12 protein-coding genes are annotated in these 14,665 nt (G+C 67.5%); 6 read left to right on the forward strand and 6 right to left on the reverse strand.

The window, feature by feature from the left end; all coding sequences use genetic code 11:
* Nucleotides 1–4: 4 nt before the first annotated feature.
* From ACFC0O_RS13080 to ACFC0O_RS13105, 6 genes are all read right to left on the reverse strand, one after another.
* The gene (locus ACFC0O_RS13080) at nt 5–772 is read right to left on the reverse strand and encodes an SDR family oxidoreductase (protein WP_364645693.1); all 768 of its coding nucleotides are present in this window, start codon (nt 770–772) and stop codon (nt 5–7) included.
* Nucleotides 769–2,595 (reverse strand): dipeptide ABC transporter ATP-binding protein, encoded by a 1,827-nt coding sequence (locus ACFC0O_RS13085; protein ID WP_375956973.1) that lies wholly within the window; start codon nt 2,593–2,595, stop codon nt 769–771. Before ACFC0O_RS13085 ends, ACFC0O_RS13080 begins: the two co-directional genes overlap by 4 nt.
* Complete coding sequence (locus ACFC0O_RS13090; RefSeq protein WP_375956975.1) at nt 2,592–3,359, reverse strand: ABC transporter permease; 768 nt, start codon at nt 3,357–3,359, stop codon at nt 2,592–2,594. Before ACFC0O_RS13090 ends, ACFC0O_RS13085 begins: the two co-directional genes overlap by 4 nt.
* Before the next feature lie 131 nt (nt 3,360–3,490).
* The gene (locus tag ACFC0O_RS13095; RefSeq protein WP_375956978.1) at nt 3,491–4,417 is read right to left on the reverse strand and encodes an ABC transporter permease; all 927 of its coding nucleotides are present in this window, start codon (nt 4,415–4,417) and stop codon (nt 3,491–3,493) included.
* Nucleotides 4,418–4,602: 185 nt separating this feature from the next.
* The gene (locus ACFC0O_RS13100) at nt 4,603–6,285 is read right to left on the reverse strand and encodes an ABC transporter substrate-binding protein (RefSeq protein ID WP_375956981.1); all 1,683 of its coding nucleotides are present in this window, start codon (nt 6,283–6,285) and stop codon (nt 4,603–4,605) included.
* 181 nt (nt 6,286–6,466) lie between these two features.
* Nucleotides 6,467–6,961, reverse strand: a complete 495-nt coding sequence (locus tag ACFC0O_RS13105) for a cupin domain-containing protein (protein WP_375956984.1) — start codon at nt 6,959–6,961, stop codon at nt 6,467–6,469.
* 145 nt (nt 6,962–7,106) lie between these two features.
* Here ACFC0O_RS13105 and ACFC0O_RS13110 point away from each other — a divergent pair, with 145 nt between their 5' ends.
* The 6 genes from ACFC0O_RS13110 to ACFC0O_RS13135 all read left to right on the forward strand — a co-directional run bounded on the left by ACFC0O_RS13110 (nt 7,107) and on the right by ACFC0O_RS13135 (nt 14,664).
* Nucleotides 7,107–8,000 carry a sulfurtransferase gene (locus tag ACFC0O_RS13110; protein WP_375956987.1) on the forward strand — a complete coding sequence of 298 codons (894 nt, stop codon included), beginning with the start codon at nt 7,107–7,109 and terminating at the stop codon, nt 7,998–8,000.
* Nucleotides 7,997–9,364, forward strand: coding sequence for an FAD-binding oxidoreductase (locus ACFC0O_RS13115; RefSeq protein WP_375956989.1), 1,368 nt, complete (start codon nt 7,997–7,999; stop codon nt 9,362–9,364). Before ACFC0O_RS13110 ends, ACFC0O_RS13115 begins: the two co-directional genes overlap by 4 nt.
* A gap of 224 nt (nt 9,365–9,588) precedes the next feature.
* Nucleotides 9,589–10,776, forward strand: coding sequence for an LLM class flavin-dependent oxidoreductase (locus ACFC0O_RS13120; RefSeq protein ID WP_375956992.1), 1,188 nt, complete (start codon nt 9,589–9,591; stop codon nt 10,774–10,776).
* On the forward strand, nt 10,773–11,945 hold the full coding sequence (locus ACFC0O_RS13125) for an acyl-CoA dehydrogenase family protein (protein WP_375956995.1): 1,173 nt from the start codon (nt 10,773–10,775) through the stop codon (nt 11,943–11,945). The genes ACFC0O_RS13120 and ACFC0O_RS13125 overlap by 4 nt, the downstream gene beginning before the upstream one ends.
* A 74-nt stretch (nt 11,946–12,019) precedes the next feature.
* Entirely contained in the window at nt 12,020–13,711 is a 1,692-nt protein-coding gene (locus tag ACFC0O_RS13130) for an ABC transporter substrate-binding protein (RefSeq protein ID WP_375956998.1), read from the forward strand.
* Nucleotides 13,708–14,664 (forward strand): ABC transporter permease, encoded by a 957-nt coding sequence (locus ACFC0O_RS13135; protein WP_375957001.1) that lies wholly within the window; start codon nt 13,708–13,710, stop codon nt 14,662–14,664. The genes ACFC0O_RS13130 and ACFC0O_RS13135 overlap by 4 nt, the downstream gene beginning before the upstream one ends.
* Nucleotide 14,665 lies beyond the last annotated feature (1 nt).

Raw genomic sequence — 14,665 nt, forward strand, 5'->3', positions numbered from 1 at the left:
CAGATCAGAAGCCCTGGCCGGGCAGCGGCAGAATGCCGAGGTTGGCGTCGAGACCGCCATCCACGACCAGGGTTGTGCCGGTGATGTAACCCGCCGCGGGCGAGGCGAGGAACCAGATGGCCTCGGCCTGTTCGACAGGTTCGGCGAAGCGGCCCAACGGAATCCGGCGTTCGATGGCCGCCAGCAACCCAGGATCTCGATGCACATTGGCGGTGATGCCGGTGCGGGTCAGGCCCGGTGCGAGTGCGTTGATCCGCACGCCCTGTGCGGCGTAGTCGATCGCGAACGCGCGCACCAGATTGATCAGCGCGCCCTTGGACGCGTTATAGGCCCAGTTGCCTGGATCCCCGCGCAGGCCCGCCACCGAGGCGGTGAAGATCGCCGACCCGCCGCTGTTGCGCAGCGCCGGGATCGCCGCTCGCAGACCGTGAATCGGACCGCGCAGGTTGACCCCGAAGATGCGGTCGGCCGCATCGACGGCGCCGGGCGTCTCCAGCGGTGGAGTGCCGCCGGTCCCGGCGTTGAGCACCACGGTGTCGATCCGGCCGAACCGGTCCAGGGCGGTGCGCACCGCCTCCAGATTCACTGCTTCGGCGGACACGTCTCCGGTCAGGGTCACCGGATCGCCGGACAGCCCGGCCAGGCCGCGCTCGTCGACGTCCACGGCCACCACCCGGTGTCCGCGCTCGGCGAACAGTTCCGCGGTGGCGCGGCCGATGCCGGACGCGGCACCGGTGACGATCGCGACCCGCGGGTCATCGGTCGATGTCATGCGATTCCTTTCGAGAGTGAGTGTTCGGGCGATGTGGCAGTCGGGTCCGACGCGACCGCCGGGCCCGGCGGTCGCGGGACGGCCGCGAGCAGTTGCCGGGTGTACTCGTGCTGCGGGTCGGCGAAAACCGCTGGCGTATCGCCGATCTCGACGATGCGGCCGTGCTGGATGACCGCGACGCGCTGGCACAGCCTGCGCACCACGGCCAGATCGTGGGAGATGAGCAGCAGCGCGGCTCCGCTGTCGCGCCGCACCCGATCGAACAGGTCCAGGATCTGGGCCTGGATGGTGATGTCGAGCGCGGATACCGGTTCGTCGGCGACGATCAGATCGGGTGCGGCGGCCAGGGCGCGCGCGATGGCCACCCGCTGACGCTGCCCGCCGGACAGGAGCGCGGGGCGGGCATCGCGCAGCGCGCGCGACAGCCCCACATCGGCGAGCAGCTCGTCGACGCGTTCGGCACGAGCGGCCCGTGATCCGATGCGCGACAGCGCCTCGCCGATGATCGCCGCGACCGAGTGCCGGGGATCGAAGGCGCTCACCGGATCCTGGTCGATGAGCTGCACCCGATGCCGGTGCGAGCGGCGTTCGCGTTCGCGCAGCCGCGACCAGGGTGCGCCGTCGAGCAGTACTTCACCGCTGTCGGGGGTCAGATGCGCGAGCGCCAACCGGGCCAATGTGCTCTTGCCGGAACCGGATTCGCCGACCACGCCCAAGGCCTGACCTGGCGCCAGGGTGAACGACACCGGTTCCAGGCCAACGGTTCGCCCGCCGCCGGGTAATCGATAGCGCCGACTCACGCCCCGGAACTCCAGCAGCGGAACCTGATCCACCGCCGCGACCGGCTCGGGCGGCGCGGACACCGGTATCACCGGGGCCGTGGCCACGCCCGGGCGCAGACACCGGACCGTGCGTTCGTCGGACAGCGTGACCGGCTCGGGAAGCGCTGTGCGGCAGTCGGTGTCGGCGTGTGGGCAGCGCGGAGCGAACGGGCATCCGGCATCGGCCGGTGCGGCCCAGCGCGGTGCGGCCGAAGCCAGCACCGGTCCGTCCAGTCGCGGTGCGGCGGAGAGCAATTCGATCGTGTACGGATGCGCGGGCGCGCCCAGCACCACCTCGGCGGGTCCTCGTTCGACGATGATTCCGGCGTACATGACCGCGACCGTGTCCGCCGATTCGGCGACCACCGCCAGATCGTGGCTGATCAGCAGCACCGCGGTCCCGGCCGCCCGCAGATCGCGTAACAGCCCCAGAATCTGCTGTTGCACAACGACATCGAGCGCGGTGGTGGGCTCGTCCGCGATCAGCAGTTCCGGGCCCGCCGCCAGCGCCGACGCGATCAGCGCCCGCTGACGCAGACCGCCGGACAACTCGTGCGGATACTGCCGCCAGCGGCGCTCCGGATCGTCGATGCCCGCCCGTCGGAGCAGCCCGAACACCGCGTCGTCGAGGTTTTCGGCATCGGCGAGCCGGTGGATCTCGAGCGGTTCGGCAACCTCGTAGCCGATGCGGCGCAACGGATCCAGTGAGGTGAGGGCGTCCTGCAGGACGAAACCCACACGGCGGCCACGGATTCGGCGCCAGCGTGCGTTGCTCGCGCCGCGCAGGTCGTCCGTGCCGAGGGTCAGTTCGCCGGCGCGCACCCGGGCATCGACTCCGGCCAGCCCGACCAATGCCCGTGCGGTCACGCTCTTGCCGGAGCCGGATTCGCCTACCAGCGCCACACATTGACCCCGGTCGACGTCGAGATCGACCGACCGCACCGCGACGGCGTCGCCGAACGACACCGACAGCTCCCGCACCGACAACAGTCGTTCGTTCATCGGGTGACTCCCTCCACGCGTTCGCGCAGGGCGCGACCGGCCACACTGATCGACATCACGGTGAGGGTGACCGCCAGGCCGGGGAACAACGCCAGCGTCCACGCGGCGCTCAGATAGTTCCGGGACTGCGCGAGCATCGCGCCCCATTCCGGTGTCGCCGTATCGGGTCCAAGCCCCAGGAAACTCAGCGAGGAGCCGACAATGATCGCGGTGCCGATATTGATCACCACCAGCACGCTCAGCGGCAGCAGCACATTGGGCACGATGTGACGCACGGTGACCCTCCACGGTGGAATCCCCAAATCCAATGCCGCACGGACATAGGCCAATCGGCGTACCTGATGAGTGCGAATCCGCACCAGCCGGGCGAAACCGGGAGTCAGCGCGATGGTGATGGCCAGCACCACATTGCCGGTTCCCGGACCCAGAACCGCCACCACGAGCAGCGCCATCAGAATGGTCGGAAACGCCAGCAGCACATCGGCGACCCGCATGCCGATCTGATCGGCGACCGGTCCGCCCAGCGCCGCGGCCAATCCCCAGAGCGTGCCCGCAGCCGTCGCGAGCAACGTCGACCCGATCCCGACCAGCAGTGAGGCTCGCGCTCCGTAGACGACCCGCGCGTATTCATCGCGACCCAGCCAGTCGGTGCCGAAAAGATGTGCACCACTCGGCACTTGGAGCGCGATACCGGGGTCGATGGCCTCCGGGGGACCCGCCAACAGGTGAGGTGCGATAACCGCGATTGCGGCCAGCGCCAGCACGATCGCAGCGCCCGCTCTCCCCGGTCGCGGCCAGTAACGTCGGTTCCGCAGACGATTCAGCGTCGTCCGAAACCAATACCGCAACGGCCGAGGCCGATCCGGTGTTGCCAGCGTCTGTATCGATGGCGCGTTCACCGAGCCACCTCCCGAATCCGGGGATCCACGAGCCGGTAAAGCTGGTCGAGCACGATCGAGATCACCGCGAACGCCGCCGCGGTCAGCACCACCGTGCCGGTCACCACCGGATAGTCGCGGCCGCGTACCGCGGTCACCAGCAACTGACCCAAACCCCGTCGCGCGAACACCGTTTCGACCACGACCACACCACCGAGCAGATTCCCCAGCATCCAGCCCGAGAGCGTCAGCACCGGAGTGGCCGCATGTCGCAGCGCGTGCCCGGCCCGCACCCGGAGTTCGGTCGCGCCGCGCGCTCGCACGGTGACCGCGAACGGCTGCTCGAGAGCCTGCTCCAGCCCGTCCCGGGTGACCTGCGACAGCACCCCGGCCACGGCCACCGCGAGGGCCAGCCACGGCAGAACCAGCCCGCGCAGACCCGTCGCGCCGACCACCGGGAACACCTGCCAATGGAATGAGAACAGTGCCAGCAGTACGAATCCCACCCAATAGGTGGGCATGGACAGCGCGGTGAACTCGACTGCCCGCGCCGCCGCCCGCGAGCGCGGCCGCTGCGCGGTGAACACCGCAACGGCCACCGAAACCGCCAGCCCCAGCACCAGCCCGCCGACCGCGAGTTCGACAGTGGGCCACAGCTGCTCGGCAATGAGAGCGCGCACCGGGCGATGCTGTTGGTACGAGGTGCCCAGGTCCCCCTGCGCAAGACGCCCGAGGAATCGCGCGTACTGCACATGGATCGGAGAATCCAGTCCGTACTCCGAACGAATCTGTGCCAGCACCTGCGGTGAGCTGGTCGCCGCCACCCCGCCCGCGATAGCCCGCGCGGGATCGCCCGGAATAGCTTGCAGCCCAACAAAAGTCAGGGTAGCGGCCGCCCAGATCACCAGCACCGCCAGCGCCAGGCGGCCGAGCAGCCACCGCACGGACCGAGGCAACCGACGCAGCGCGTCGAGTGGCCACTGCGGTAGTGGCGTCCGCCGCCGTGAGGTGTCGGGCTGCGCCCCCGCTGGTGCGGTCGGCTGCTGCGCGGTATCGGGCAACCGCCGTGAGGCGTTCGGCAGCCACCGCAGCGATGTGGGTAGTCGCCCAGGGGTGCGGGGCGATTGCCTCACGTCGCGAGCCAGGCGTCGTAGAACCGCGGGTAAGTCTGCGCGTCGAAGGTCAACTCGCGCACCGACTTCGCGTATCCGGTCAGGCTGACCGGGGTGTAGATCGGGATGATGTAGGCCTGGGAGAGCACTTCGTGCTGGACCGAGGAGTAGTTTCCGGCGGCTTGCTTGGGGTCGGTGGTGGCCGCGGCACCGGTCACCCAGGAGTCCAGCTGCGGTGAATTGACCAGTGCCACATTGCCGCCCGCCTTGGCGTAGGTGTTGGCGGAGAAGAAGGCGAACCGCAGCACATCGGGCGTGGGCCGGGCGAAGCTGACATCCACCAGGTCATAGCCGCCGCCGATGAGGTACTTGTCGACGTAGGTACCGGTGTCCACGGTAGGCCGCTGGATATCGATGCCCACCGTGCGGGCCTGGGCCCGGATGCCATCGGCCACCACGTCACGCTGCTCCCGGGTGCCGTCGGGCCAGTACGGCCAGGTCAGCGACAGCCGCGCGCCGTCTTTGACCCGGAAGCCCTCGGAATCGGTGTGATTCCATCCGGCCTGGTCGAGTAGCCGTTTGGCATTGTCGGGGTCGAAGGCGGTCAGATCCTTGCGCGCTGAGGCGTCGTATCCGGCGGTGACCTCGCTGATCGCGTTGTCCGCCACCGGATAGTGGCCGAAGTAGATGTTCTTCACCAGCTTGGCCACATCCACCGACGCGGTGAGCGCGCGGCGCACCAGCGGATCGGCGAGCGGCCCGCGTGACTGGTTGAGATAGAGGTTGTAGTTCAGGCCGGGCGTCTCGTCCGAGTGCAGAGTGAAATTCTCGCGCTTGGCCAGATCATCCGCCGAGACCGGCGGCACACCCCCGATGGCCTGCACCTGACCGCTGGTCAGCGCGCCGTAGCGGGTGGCGTCCTCGTTGATGAACTGGAATACCAGTTTGCCCAGGCGCGCCGCACCGGAATGGGCACTGCCCGGGGCGGGCCAGCGGTAGGGCTCGAACCGGGTGAGCGTTTCGGCCTTGCCCTGCTCCCAGCTCTCATAAGCGAACGGACCGGTGCCCACCGGACGATAGGTCTGATCCGCGAGCGCCTTCGGACTCTGGATGCCCAGACTCGGTGTCGACAGCGCCTGCAGGAACGGTGTGAAGGGTTGTTTGAGAACGACTTCCACCGTGAGCGGATCGATGACCCGGGTCTCCTGATAGGCGCTGATCAGCGAGGCCGCGTACGCGGACTTGGTCTTCGGATCGACGATGTGATCGAGGCTGGCTCGCACCGCGTCCGCGGTGAACGGCGTGCCGTCGTGGAAGGTGACCCCTTCGCGCAAGGCGAACCGATAGGTGCGCCCGTCCGGTGAGATGGTCCACGAATCCGCCAGCCATTTACCGAAGGAGTCCGGACCGGTCTGCGCCACCAGCGAATCGAAGATATTGCGATTGACCAGGCTGGTCACCGCGGTCGCCGCGACCGCCGGATCGAGCGAGACCTGGGTGCCCGCCACCGCGTAGACCAGCGTGCCGTTCTCGGTGATCGGGCCCGCGTTCTCGCTATCGCCACCGGAGAGCCCCGCGACAACCCCTGCCGCGATCGCGACCCCGGCCGCGACGGCCGCCGCGATCCAGAGGGTGCGCCGCCGGCGCGAACGGATTCGGGGTCGTGCGGCCGGACGATCGGCCTCTGCGTGAGTAGACATGTCACCCGTTCGTCGAAGTATGAGTTCGGCCGGAACCGACACCCCGCCGACCGATGAAAACTCAACCCGCCGAATGTATTTCGGTCAATCATTTGCGATCACGTGAATTCAATTCGATCGATCGAATTCGATCATCGAAAGAGATCGGAACTTCCGATCGGACAGCGTGAGCGGCCGCCGCTCACGGGTGCGGATGAATCGGATCCACCCAGTGCACGGTCTCGGGTGCTTCGACCGGCTCGATATCGAGGTTCACCACCACCGCCTCGCTGTCGCTGCGGACCAGCACGCACTCGAGCGGTTCGTCGGTGCTGGCGTTGATCTCCTGATGTGGGACATACGGTGGGACGAAGATGAAGTCGCCCGGTCCGGCCTCCGCGACGAACTCCAGCTGATTTCCCCACCGCATGCGAGCACGCCCGCGCACGACATAGATGACGCTCTCGAGCGCACCATGGTGGTGAGCACCGGTTTTGGCGTCCGGATGGATGGTGACCGTGCCCGCCCAGATCTGCTGTGCACCCACGCGGGCGGCGTTGATCGCCGCCGCACGATCCATCCCGGGGGTCTGCGCGGTATTGGGATCGAGCTGCCCGGATGGGATGACCCGGACTCCGTGGTCGCGCCATTGGCTGGACGTCGCATCCGAATTATCTTGCTGCCCAATTGTTGTCATGGTCGCTCCCGCACTCCCGGACTGATGTGGTCGGCGATCGTACGCTCGCTCGTGCACGGCGCGCAGACGTTGGGATTGCCCTGATTCCAAGACTTCACCGTGCCACCGGGGTCGGGTTTGCTCGTCCTCGGAGAGGAGTTCTGTCATGACGATCCGAAGTAGCGCACTGCGCGCGAGCGTTCTCATCACCGCGGACGAGCTGGCCGAGCGAGTGCGGACCGGGGAACCGGTCACCCTGCTCGATGTGCGCTGGCAGCTCGATCGCCCGGACGGGCGTGCGGACTACGCGCTCGGCCACATTCCCGGCGCGGTGTACGCCGATCTCGAGAGCGAGCTGACCGACCATTCGATCACGGGACGCGGCCGCCATCCGCTGCCTTCGGGCGCGGCGCTACAGGCGGCCGCGCGCGCGTGGGGTGTACGCTCCGGGGTTCCGATTGTGCTGTACGACAGCTGGAATCGCGCCGGTTCGGCACGCGCGTGGTGGGTGCTGCGCGCGGCGGGAATCCACGATGTGCGCATTCTCGACGGCGGACTTAGCGCGTGGACCGAGTCGGGGCGCGCACTCGATACCGGTGCGGTGGTTCCGGTTCCCGGCGATATCGTCGTCGAGCGTGAGGATCTCTACGACGGTGAGCTGGCCACCCTGACCGCCTCCGAGACCGCAGAGGTTCCCGAGCGCGGCGTGCTGATCGACGCGCGAGCTCCCGAGCGGTTCCGCGGTGAGTCCGAGCCGTTGGACCCGGTGGCCGGTCACATTCCGGGGGCGCGCAATGTGCCCAGCGGATCGCTGCTCGACGAGCGTGGATTCTTCCGGGAGACAGCGGAATTGGAGCAGCGGTTCGCCGTCGCGGGTATCTCGAATGCCCCGGTGGTCGGGGTGTACTGCGGATCCGGCGTGACCGCGGCCGTCGATATCGCCGCGCTGGCCGTTCTCGGTATCGACGCGGCGCTGTTCCCGGGCTCCTGGTCGCAATGGAGTTCGGATCTTGCCTTGCCCGTCGCCACCGGCGCGACCGAATCCGAAGCCACGCGGTGAGTCCGGATCCGGTGCCGCTGTCGGTTACCGGTGCGGCGCTGTTCTCCGGAGCCGTGCTGACCGGGCCGGACATCGCCGACACCTACCGGGTGGACAGATCCGGGTATGAGCCCTCGGGAACGCCGGAGCTGGTGGTGATCGCCGCCGATGTCGACGATGTGCGCCGTGCGGTCACTTACGCTGCCGAACAGGGACTTTCGGTGGTGGTCCGGGGTGCCGGCACCGGACTGGCCGGTGGCGCGAGCGCGGGGCGGGGTGCGCTGGTGCTCGATGTCAGCGCACTGCGCCGGATTCTCGAGATTTCGCCGGTCGACGAGCTGGCCGTGGTGCAGGCCGGAGTGAGCGCGGCCACGCTCGACGCCGAAGCCGCCAAGCACGGGCTGCGATACGCGCCCGACCCGGCGAGCGTGGCCATCTCGACCATCGGGGGGAACATCGCCACGAACGCCGGTGGACTGCGATGTGTCAAATACGGCGTGACCCGAGACGCGGTGCTCGGGCTCAGTGTCGTACTGGCGGACGGAACGCTCGTCCAGACCGGCCGTCGCACGGCGAAAGGCGTTGCGGGACTGGACCTTACCGGCCTGTTCACCGGCTCCGAAGGAACGTTGGGCGTCATTGTCGAGGCGGTGGTGCGGTTGCAACCGATTCCGATCGACACCGTCACCATCGCCGCGTATTTCGACGACGTCGATCAGGCCGCCGCGGCCGCTGCGGGAGTGCTGGCGGCACGGGTCCGTCCCGCCATGCTGGAACTGCTCGACGCGGCGTCGCTGCGCGAGGCGCAGGACCTGCTCGGCGTGCGAGGGCACGCGGCCGGTTCCTTCCTGGTGGCGCAGACCGACGGATTCGGCTCCCGAGCGGAAGCCGATCTGATCGTGGATGTGCTGCGGCAGTTCACCTCTCGCATCGAGGTCGGCGGCGATCCCGACGCGGCGAGCCAACTGCTCGCGGTCCGCCGGGCGGCGCTGCCCGCACTCGAGCGGCACGGTCGGGCGCTCATCGAGGATATCGCCGTCCCCCGCTCGCGGATCGCCGACGCGGTGCGCCGTATCAGCGCGATCGCCGTCGAATTCGATAGCCGGATATATACGTTCGGCCATGCCGGAGACGGAAATCTACACCCGATAATCGTGGTGTCAGACGGCGATTTCGCGGCACGCGCCCGGGCCGAGTCGGCCGCCGACGAAATATTCGCCGCAGCCTTGGAATTGGGTGGCACCATCACCGGCGAACACGGCGTCGGGGTGCTCAAACGCAAGTGGCTCGAGCGTGAGCAGGGAGCCGATGCGCTGCGGGTGCAGCACGCCATCCGGCGGGCGCTGGACCCGGCGGGAATCTTCAACCCGGGCAAAGCCTACTGACCAGGCAGGCACGCTGAGCGATCGACTCGGCGCGCGCTGCCGAACGGTCTATTCGGTAGTTCGGATAGCTTTTCGATCCGCGAGATTCGAATGCGGCGAACGCATTTCGACTATCGGTCGTGATCGGCTATCCGAATTGAATTCGCTGAAGAGAACTCTGTTTCCGCCGACGTTGTCTCCCTAGCATGACGAATTATCGAGTGTTGTTCGCCGAGAGGAATCACATGACTGCCGATCCGGAATCGAACGCGGTACCCGCAACCGCCGCGACCGAGGTGGAATTCATCAGCCTCACGCACACCAATGCCTCGACCGAACTGGAGCCGATACCGTCCCGGGGGATCGACCTGCCGTTCGTGCGGCGGTACGTGCGAGCCCTGGAGGACGGCGGATTCGATGCCACCTTGCTGCCGTACGGCTCCGCGGGCGCGGATTCGTTCGTGCTGGCCTCGGCGGTGGGCCAGCTGAGCACACGGATCAAGCCGATCGTCGCGGTCCGCCCGAACACGGTGTTCCCCACGGTCGCGGCGCAACAGCTCGCGACGCTGGATCAGTTGACCGAGGGTCGCGCGCTGGTGCATCTGATCTCCGGGGGCAATGACGCCGAACAGGCCCGGCAGGGCGACTACGCGACCAAGGATGAAAGATACGCGCGCACCAGCGAATTCATCGATGTGCTGCGCCGGTCGTGGACCGAGACGCAACCGTTCTCCCACGCGGGCGAACACTATCGATTCGACGACTTCGGGCCGGGCTTCCCGCCGTACGCCGAGTCGATTCCGATCTCGATCGGCGGCCAATCCGATGCCGCGTTCGATATCGGTGGCGCCAAGGCTGACATCTTCTCGTTCTGGGGAGAACCGTTGGCGGACATTGCATCCCAGATCGACCGGGTGCACGGCATCGCCGCCGCGGCGGGGCGCGCCGATCGCCCGCGCATCTGGGTGACCTTCCGCCCCATCGTCGACCGCACCGATGAGCTGGCCTGGGCCAAGGCGTACGACTATGTCGAGCGCATCACACAGACCTTCGAGCGTGGTGCGTACCGCAAAGTCAGCGCGGCCGAACCACAGAACGTCGGCTCCCAGCGGGCGCTGGAATTCGCCCGCCGCCAAGAGGTTTACGACCGCGCGCTCTGGACCAGGACGGCCGCGGCCACGAATGGTGCGGGTGCCTCGACGGCATTGGTCGGTAGCCCCGAGACGGTGGCCGCCGCGATCCTGGACTACATCGATCTCGGCGCGAGCCTGGTCTCCATCCGCGGATACGACACGCTCAACGACGTCATCGACTATGGGCGGTACGTTCTGCCACTGGTCCGGCAGGAGCTCGAACACCGCGCCGCGACCGGTCAGCGCGGCACGCTGCAAGCCGACTACCCGGGCGCACTGGCCACGGTGGGCCGCTCATGACCGCCACCGCCGGTCCCGTGCTGACCGTGCCCGACACCTCATCCGCCGCGCTCGCCGCCTTGACCTCGGAAATCGCTTCCACCGCAGCGTCATACGATCGCAGCGGGGATATTCCCGAGGCCGGGCTGCTCGCGGTGCATCGCGGCGGGTATCTCACGGCCACGGTGGCCGCGAGGTACGGCGGACCGCAGCTGGATCACGCCGAGGTGGCGCGAGTGCTGGTGGCGATCGGCGAGGGTGATCCGTCGGTGGCCCTGATCGTCGCCAATACCTTGGCGGCTCACCTCGCACAGGCCACGGTCGGGAACTGGCCGGAGGAGCTGTACCGAGAGGTTCTCGGTCACTCGGGCGAGCAGCCGATCCTGATCAACGCGGTACGTGCCGAGCCCGAATTGGGTGCGCCCGCGCGCGGCGGTCTGCCCGCGACGCTCGCCAGTCGCACCGCCGATGGCTGGATCCTCAACGGCCGCAAAAGCTTCGCCACCGGCGGCACCGCACTGTCCTACCACCTGGTGTGGGTGGTGACCGATGAATCCCCGGCCCGAGTGGGACATCTGATCGTCCCCGCCGACGCCAACGGCATTACCTGGCACCACACCTGGGATCACCTGGGCCTGCGCGCCTCCAACACCCACGACGTCAGCTACACCGATGTTCGAGTGCCCCTGGAGAACTTCTCGGAGATCCCCTTCCAGGACGGCGTGTACCGAGATCCTGCGGCCGCGTCGGGTCCGGCCTCGTTCGGCCATGCGGCGTTGTACGTCGGTGTGGCGCGGGCGGCCCGCACGGCCTTCGCCGAGTACGCCCGTACTCGCGTGCCGACCGCGCTCGGTAAGCCGATCGCCGAGACCGAACGCATTCAATCGGTGGCCGGTGAGATCGAGGCCCAGATCGTGCAGGCCGAAACGCTGCTGTACGGCACGCTGCACCGGCTCGCGGCCGGCGAAACCGATGTGGCACAAAGCCTGTCGGTGGTCAAAGTGCTCATCGCGCGGTCGGTTATCGCCGCGGTGCAGACCGCGGTCGCCGCCCTCGGCAATGCCGCGCTGACGCGGCACAACCCGCTCGAACGTCATCTGCGCGATGTGCTCTGCGTGCGCGTGCATCCCCCGCAGGAGGACACCGTGCTGCTGAGCAGCGGTCGTTCGGTGTTGCGGCCGCAGACGTAATACGCGACCGCGCCACTACTTTCGGCAACCCCGAGGCTTGTGCCCGGGGCCTACCCACGAGGAACAACCCAGCCATGATCACTACCACGCGGCTCGCGCGCAGTCCGCGAACAATCGGAAAGTTCGGTGTCGCAGCGGCTGTCGCGGCACTGACCGTGTTCACCAGTGCCTGCGGCGGCACCACCGACGCGGCCAGCGGACCGTCCGGGGAAGGTCGCGAACCGGTGCGAGGCGGCACCCTGAACCTGGCGTTCTTCCCGGACAATGTGGCCTTCGCCTGCATCGACCCATTCCAGACCTACTGGATTGAACACCGTTCGCTCATACGGAATTTCGCCGATTCGCTCACCGATCAGAACCCGGAGACCGGCGCGGTCGTGCCGTGGCTGGCGACCGCGTGGCAGATCAGTCCCGACGGTCTGGACTACACCTTCACCCTGCGCGACGGTGTCACCTTCGCCGATGGCGCGCCACTGGACGCCGCGGCGGTGAAGACCAATTTCGATGGATTCGCCGATCTCGCGCGCACCTCGGGCGGCACCGCCTACGGCGCGAGCTACATCGTTGGGCTCGAGTCGACGCAGGTGGTCGACGCCAAGACGGTCCGGTTCCACTTCTCCAAGCCGAATTCCTCATTCCTGCAAGCGACCTCGACCACCAATCTGGCGCTGCTGTCACCGGCCTCGTTCCAGAAGACCCCGCAGCAGCGTTGCCTCGGCGACGTCGTCGGGTCCGGACCGTTCACGCTCGACAACTACACCCCGAACCAGGGGGTGAGCCTGAGTCGCCGCACCGGCTACCACTGGCCCTCAGCGTTGAACAAGAACCCGGGCGACGCCTACTTGGACAAGGTGAAGGTGAGTTACGTCGCCGAGGACGGGGTGCGCACCGGCAACCTGGTCAGCGGGCAGATTGATATCGCCTGGCCGCGCAACCCGTTCACCGTCGAGGATCGGGCATTGATCGGCCGATCCGGCGCATATCTGCGGTCGCGTCCGCTGCCGGGCGTGTCCTACACGCTGTACCCGAACGTGTCCGACGGGCATCCGCTGGCGGACGACCAGATTCGCCAGGCGCTGTACCACGCCATCGATCTGAAGACCTTCGCGGCGACCATCTTCGGGGCGGACTATCCCGTGGTCGGCGGGCCGTTCGACAACACCACCCCGTATTACGCCGCCCAGAGCGCCAAGCTTACTTATGACCCGGCGCAGGCCGCCCGCATTCTGGACGCGGCCGGATGGAAGATCGCTCCGGGCGATCAATACCGCTCCAAGGACGGTAAGCGGCTCACGCTGGTCCAGCCGCTGAGCGCCGCCAGTGTGGGAGCCGAGCTGATCCAGGATCAGTTGCGCCAGAGCGGAATCGAGCTCCAACTGAAGACCGTGACCGCGGCCGAACGCCCCGCGGTGATCGCCAACGGCCAGTACGACCTCGTCGAGGGATACTTCACCCGCGCGGATCCCGGTGCACTGCAATTCATTCTGGTCGAAGCGCTGGCCAATTCGAAGGCGCTGGCGCGCAATGCCCAGAAGCCCGCGGCGGCCGCACAGATCGCCGACCTGTTCACCCGCGCGGTGCAGTCCACCGATGCGACGGCACGCGAGCAGATCTACACCGAGTTGCAGCGCACGCTGATCGACAATGGCATCACCTTTCCGCTGTCGGAGCGGGTGCAATACGCGGGAATCCGTAACCGGGTCAATGGCTTCCGCTTCACCGCAGAGAGCTTCGTCGACCTTCACGATGTCTGGATCCAGCCGTGATCCGCTATATCGCCGGGCGCGTGGTGCAGGCGGTAGGTGTGCTCTGGGCGGCGTTCACCCTCACCTTCGTCGTGCTCTACCTGCTGCCGAGTGATCCAGTTTCGATTCAGCTCAGCGCCGCCGGAATCGAAACCGATTCCCTCACACCGGCGCAGCTGGCGGCCGCCAAGGCGAAATATGGGCTCGACCGACCGGTCGCGGATCAGTACTTCTCCGCTCTGACCGGCGCGCTGCACGGCGACTTCGGCACCTCGATCGCCAAACAGGTACCGGTGAGCCACCTGCTCGCCGAAAGGCTCGGCGGCACACTGACATTGAGCCTGATCGCCGGTGTGCTCGCGATCCTCCTCGGTGCCGGTATCGCGTATCTGGCCGCGTTCGTGCGCATCGGGCCACTGCGAATTCTGCTGGACCGCGCACCGGCGCTGGGAGTCGCGGTCCTGTCATTCCTGGTGGGGCTCGGACTCATTCAGTATTTCTCGTTCGAGCTGGGCTGGCTGCCCTCGTCGGGCTCGGGTGGCTGGAAGTACCTGGTCTTGCCGGTGATCACCATGGCATTGCCGGGAGCGTCCCAGCTCGCCCAGGTGCTCAGCCGCAGCTTCCACGACACCCTGCGCGAGCCGTATATCGTGACCGCTCGTGCCAAGGGCCTCTCGCGCGGGGCCGTGCAGTTGCGGCACGCCTTCCGCAATGCGGCGCTGCCCGCGCTGACCATTGTCGGAGTTCTGTTGGGGCTCACCGTAACCAGCGCGATCGTCGTCGAAACCGTGTTCAACCGCAACGGAATCGGCCGTCTCGCACAGGAATCGGTACTCGCCAAGGATGTTCCGGTGGTGCAGGCGATCGTCGTGATCGCGGCTGCGGGGTTCGTGCTGATCAACCTGATCGTCGATCTGCTGTATCCGCTGCTGGATCCACGCATCGCCCACCCCGCGCGCGCGGAGGTGAAGTGAG

The sequence above is a fragment of the Nocardia sp. NPDC056100 genome (assembly GCF_042266325.1).
In the GTDB taxonomy this organism is placed as follows: domain Bacteria; phylum Actinomycetota; class Actinomycetes; order Mycobacteriales; family Mycobacteriaceae; genus Nocardia.

Excerpts from the sequence above, each read along its gene's own strand:
- ACFC0O_RS13105 (WP_375956984.1), bottom strand. The coding sequence starts at position 6,961 with ATGACAACAATTGGGCAGCAAGATAATTCGGATGCGACGTCCAGCCAA.
- ACFC0O_RS13120 (WP_375956992.1), top strand. The coding sequence starts at position 9,589 with ATGACTGCCGATCCGGAATCGAACGCGGTACCCGCAACCGCCGCGACC.
- ACFC0O_RS13080 (WP_364645693.1), bottom strand. The coding sequence starts at position 772 with ATGACATCGACCGATGACCCGCGGGTCGCGATCGTCACCGGTGCCGCG.
- ACFC0O_RS13100 (WP_375956981.1), bottom strand. The coding sequence starts at position 6,285 with ATGTCTACTCACGCAGAGGCCGATCGTCCGGCCGCACGACCCCGAATC.
- ACFC0O_RS13110 (WP_375956987.1), top strand. The coding sequence starts at position 7,107 with ATGACGATCCGAAGTAGCGCACTGCGCGCGAGCGTTCTCATCACCGCG.
- ACFC0O_RS13085 (WP_375956973.1), bottom strand. The coding sequence starts at position 2,595 with ATGAACGAACGACTGTTGTCGGTGCGGGAGCTGTCGGTGTCGTTCGGC.
- ACFC0O_RS13125 (WP_375956995.1), top strand. The coding sequence starts at position 10,773 with ATGACCGCCACCGCCGGTCCCGTGCTGACCGTGCCCGACACCTCATCC.
- ACFC0O_RS13130 (WP_375956998.1), top strand. The coding sequence starts at position 12,020 with ATGATCACTACCACGCGGCTCGCGCGCAGTCCGCGAACAATCGGAAAG.